Annotated in this window: 4 protein-coding genes, 4 tRNA genes and 1 rRNA gene; 1 reads left to right on the top strand and 8 read right to left on the bottom strand. The window is 48.1% G+C overall.

Going from position 1 to position 4,619, the window contains the following annotated elements; genetic code table 11:
• The 5 genes from E0D98_RS21485 to E0D98_RS21465 form a co-directional block, all read right to left on the bottom strand.
• Nucleotides 1–337: GTP-binding protein (locus tag E0D98_RS21485; protein WP_000031698.1), on the bottom strand; the 337-nt coding region annotated here is incomplete at its 3' end.
• A gap of 114 nt (nucleotides 338–451) precedes the next feature.
• Nucleotides 452–527 (bottom strand) — tRNA-Thr (locus tag E0D98_RS21480).
• Between the two features lie 6 nt (nucleotides 528–533).
• A tRNA-Gly gene (locus E0D98_RS21475) sits at nucleotides 534–608 on the bottom strand.
• Between the two features lie 116 nt (nucleotides 609–724).
• Nucleotides 725–809 (bottom strand) — tRNA-Tyr (locus E0D98_RS21470).
• Between the two features lie 8 nt (nucleotides 810–817).
• Nucleotides 818–893: transfer RNA gene (locus tag E0D98_RS21465), tRNA-Thr, on the bottom strand.
• A 361-nt stretch (nucleotides 894–1,254) separates the two neighbouring features.
• Between E0D98_RS21465 and coaA the strand changes: the two genes are divergently transcribed.
• On the top strand, nucleotides 1,255–2,205 hold the full coding sequence (gene coaA / locus E0D98_RS21460; RefSeq protein WP_000023081.1) for a type I pantothenate kinase: 951 nt from the start codon (nucleotides 1,255–1,257) through the stop codon (nucleotides 2,203–2,205).
• A 28-nt stretch (nucleotides 2,206–2,233) separates the two neighbouring features.
• On the opposite strand, the gene birA is transcribed toward coaA, so the two are convergent.
• From birA to rrf, 3 genes are all read right to left on the bottom strand, one after another.
• Nucleotides 2,234–3,199: a bifunctional biotin--[acetyl-CoA-carboxylase] ligase/biotin operon repressor BirA gene (birA, locus tag E0D98_RS21455; protein ID WP_000654593.1), complete on the bottom strand. Its 966-nt coding sequence runs from the start codon at nucleotides 3,197–3,199 to the stop codon at nucleotides 2,234–2,236.
• Entirely contained in the window at nucleotides 3,196–4,224 is a 1,029-nt protein-coding gene (gene murB / locus E0D98_RS21450; protein WP_001016693.1) for a UDP-N-acetylmuramate dehydrogenase, read from the bottom strand. The genes birA and murB overlap by 4 nt, the downstream gene beginning before the upstream one ends.
• A 300-nt stretch (nucleotides 4,225–4,524) precedes the next feature.
• A 5S ribosomal RNA gene (gene rrf, locus E0D98_RS21445) occupies nucleotides 4,525–4,619 on the bottom strand; the annotation flags it as partial.

The following is a 4,619-nucleotide window of genomic DNA, read 5'->3' as shown; positions in this document are numbered from 1 at the left end:
TCGGGCCGTCAGTCGCAGCAACTACCAGGATCGCGCCGTCCATCTGAGCAGCACCGGTGATCATGTTTTTAACATAGTCGGCGTGCCCCGGGCAGTCTACGTGTGCGTAGTGACGGGTCGGGGTGTCGTATTCAACGTGAGAAGTGTTGATGGTGATACCACGAGCTTTTTCTTCCGGCGCGTTATCGATCTGGTCGAATGCGCGAGCAGCACCGCCGTAGGTTTTAGCCAGTACGGTAGTGATTGCAGCGGTCAGCGTTGTTTTACCATGGTCAACGTGGCCGATAGTACCGACGTTAACGTGCGGTTTTGTACGTTCAAACTTTTCTTTAGACATCGATTGTCCCTCTAAGACACGGATAAATCGGTGATATCACCACATCAACCAGGCAACATGCCCGACTTGTTGAATGCAATAAACAGAAGGAAAAAACAGGGAGGAGAAAAGAAGTGGTGCTGATAGGCAGATTCGAACTGCCGACCTCACCCTTACCAAGGGTGCGCTCTACCAACTGAGCTATATCAGCACATCTTGGAGCGGGCAGCGGGAATCGAACCCGCATCATCAGCTTGGAAGGCTGAGGTAATAGCCATTATACGATGCCCGCATCCTGGAACTCGGCTACCTGATTTTCATTCTGCACTGAATATCGAGAGAAGCTCTCTTTATTCGAGCCGGTAAGCGAACTTATCGTCTCGGGCTACGCCATCGCGTGGCCGAAATTGGTGGTGGGGGAAGGATTCGAACCTTCGAAGTCTGTGACGGCAGATTTACAGTCTGCTCCCTTTGGCCGCTCGGGAACCCCACCGGACTTGATGGTGCCGACTACCGGAATCGAACTGGTGACCTACTGATTACAAGTCAGTTGCTCTACCTACTGAGCTAAGTCGGCATCAAGTAGCGCGCATTCTATGGAGACATGCGAGTTCATGCAACTAAAAAATTGCATAATTTGTTTTATTGGTCACATTTTATGCGACACGATGAAGAAACAGCCGAACGGAGGGCAGATTAGCACACTTTTTCAACATCATTGTGCTCAACAATGCGCTCCTGCTAAACCATAATTCTTTTTATCAGATGGAATATCTGTCACATTGCTTTTCAACGATAGCTTCCTGGCAGAGATTTTTTCTTATTATTCCTCCCCATCTGGTGTTACCCTCCTGCCCATTAACCCATTCAACAGAACTGTGACGCGCCATGGCAAATATCGCTTTGCCGATAGAGCTATGACCGCCAGAAACATGCTTATGAGTATAAAAGAGCAAACGTTAATGACGCCTTACCTACAGTTTGACCGCAACCAGTGGGCAGCTCTGCGTGATTCCGTACCTATGACGTTATCGGAAGATGAGATCGCCCGTCTCAAAGGTATTAATGAAGATCTCTCGTTAGAAGAAGTTGCCGAGATCTATTTACCTTTGTCACGTTTGCTGAACTTCTATATAAGCTCGAATCTGCGCCGTCAGGCAGTTCTGGAACAGTTTCTTGGTACTAACGGGCAACGCATTCCTTACATTATCAGTATTGCTGGCAGTGTCGCGGTGGGGAAAAGTACAACCGCCCGTGTATTGCAGGCGCTATTAAGCCGTTGGCCGGAACATCGTCGTGTTGAACTGATCACTACAGATGGCTTCCTTCACCCTAATCAGGTTCTGAAAGAACGTGGTCTGATGAAGAAGAAAGGCTTCCCGGAATCGTATGATATGCATCGCCTGGTGAAGTTTGTTTCCGATCTCAAATCCGGCGTGCCAAACGTTACAGCCCCTGTTTACTCGCATCTTATTTATGATGTGATCCCGGATGGAGATAAAACGGTTGTTCAGCCTGATATTTTAATTCTTGAAGGGTTAAATGTCTTACAGAGCGGGATGGATTATCCACACGATCCACATCATGTATTTGTTTCTGATTTTGTCGATTTTTCGATATATGTTGATGCACCGGAAGACTTACTTCAGACGTGGTATATCAACCGTTTTCTGAAATTCCGCGAAGGGGCTTTTACCGACCCGGATTCCTATTTTCATAACTACGCGAAATTAACTAAAGAAGAAGCGATTAAGACTGCCATGACATTGTGGAAAGAGATCAACTGGCTGAACTTAAAGCAAAATATTCTACCTACTCGTGAGCGCGCCAGTTTAATCCTGACGAAAAGTGCTAATCATGCGGTAGAAGAGGTCAGACTACGCAAATAATTTTCAGGGGAGCTAATGCTCCCCTTTCTTATTTTTCTGCACTACGCAGGGATATTTCACCGCCCATCCAGGGTTTTATTATTCCATCCTGCTCAAGCAATAAAGCGCCCTGTTTGTCTATTCCGCGTGAAATGCCAAATATTTCTTTATCACCAATGATAAGTTTCACTGGGCGATTAATAAAATTATCCAGCTTTTCCCAGCGCGAAAGATAAGGTGCCAATCCTTCTTGTTCGAAGAGTTCCAGCGCCGCGCGTAATTCACGTATTAGCATGGCCGCCAACGTATTACGATCGAGATTGATCCCCGCTTCCTGCAGCGTGATCCACCCCTGATTAACGACACTCTCTTCAACACGACGCATTGCCATGTTGATCCCGGCTCCAATGACTATTTGCGCCGCATCGCCGGTTTTGCCAGTCAGCTCCACAAGAATGCCTGCCAGCTTGCGATCCTGCAGATAGAGGTCATTAGGCCATTTAACACGAACTTTATCTGCACCCAGCTTGCGTAATACTTCCGCCATCACGATACCGATAACCAGACTTAAACCAATAGCCGCCGCCGGGCCTTGTTCCAAACGCCAGAACATCGACAAATATAAGTTTGCGCCAAAAGGCGAAAACCATTTCCGACCCCGGCGACCACGGCCAGCCTGCTGGTATTCTGCAACGCAGGCATCGCCCGATTTAAGCTCTCCGATACGATCAAGAAGGTACTGATTCGTGGAGTCAATCACTGGCAGCACGGCTACACTACCGCCATCCAGCTGACTCAATATCTCTTCAGCATTAAGTAACTGGATAGGTTCAGGCAGGCTGTATCCTTTACCCGGAACGGTAAAGACATCAACGCCCCAGTCACGCAGTGTCTGAATGTGTTTATTAATAGCCGCCCGGCTCATTCCCAGCGTTTCACCCAACTGCTCGCCAGAGTGAAATTCACCGTTCGCTAACAGGGCAATCAATTTCAGTGGCACGGTGTTATCCTTCATGAAATTGTCTCCACTGCGCTCACTTCACCTGATGCACCAATAAAGCGGACTTCAGGCTCAAGCCAGACATTAAATTTTTCACCCACTTTTTGTCTTACATGGTGTGCCAGTTGCACCACATCTTCGCTTTTTGCATTGTCTTCATTAATGAGAACTAACGCCTGTTGACGGTGCACCGCAGCCCCACCCATTTGCATCCCTTTTAGCTGGCACTGATCAATAAGCCAACCTGCTGCCAGTTTTACTGAACCACCCGCCTGGGGGTAATTTGGTGCTGTTGGAAATTGCGCCAGTAATGCTTTAGCCGTTTCGGCAGATACAACAGGGTTTTTGAAGAAACTACCGGCATTGCCATTCACTTTTGGATCAGGGAGTTTGGTGGTGCGCATATGACACACCGCATTAAATACTTGCTGTGGCGTTACTGTTGTAGGATCCAGATGAGTTAAGTCACCATACGTTAGTACAGGTTGCCACTCTTTTGGCAGACGCAGACCTACGGCTACAATGGCGAAGCGATCCTGGTATTCATGTTTAAAAATACTGTCGCGATAGCCAAAACGGCACTCTTTGGCAGTTAAGCGCACTTGCTTGCCTGTCGCCAGTTCAACACAATCAACATAAGCGCAAACTCGCTGTAATTCTACGCCATAAGCACCAATATTCTGGATAGGTGATGAGCCGACACAACCAGGAATTAATGCCAGATTTTCCAGACCAGGCATACCTTCCTGCAAAGTGTATTTTACCAGGCGATGCCAGTTTTCTCCGGCTCCTACATGTAAATACCACGCATCAGGTTCATCATGAATTTCGATACCTTTGATCCGGTTGATGATCACCGTGCCGCGATAGTCTTCCAGAAAAAGTACATTACTTCCTTCACCCAGAATAAGAACGGGTTGTCCTTCTGCGGTTGCATACTGCCAGGCATTGAGTAATTGTTGTTCGTCTTCGGCACATACAATGTGCTGAGCATTATGATCAATGCCAAATGTGTTCCAGGGTTTTAAGGAGTGGTTCATAGCTGCTTTCCTGATGCAAAAACGAGGCTAGTTTACCGTATCTGTGGGGGGATGGCTTGTAGATATGACGACAGGAAGAGTTTGTAGAAACGCAAAAAGGCCATCCGTCAGGATGGCCTTCTGCTTAATTTGATGCCTGGCAGTTTATGGCGGGCGTCCTGCCCGCCACCCTCCGGGCCGTTGCTTCGCAACGTTCAAATCCGCTCCCGGCGGATTTGTCCTACTCAGGAGAGCGTTCACCGACAAACAACAGATAAAACGAAAGGCCATCGTGACTGATGGCCTTTCGCTTAATTTGATGCCTGGCAGTTCCCTACTCTCGCATGGGGAGACCCCACACTACCATCGGCGCTACGGCGTTTCACTTCTGAGTTCGGCATGGGGTCAGGTGGGAC

Origin of the sequence: Escherichia sp. KCJ4928 (assembly GCF_004352695.1) — a bacterium.
GTDB lineage: Bacteria > Pseudomonadota > Gammaproteobacteria > Enterobacterales > Enterobacteriaceae > ECMA0423.
This window is presented reverse-complemented; position numbering and strand designations above follow the sequence as displayed.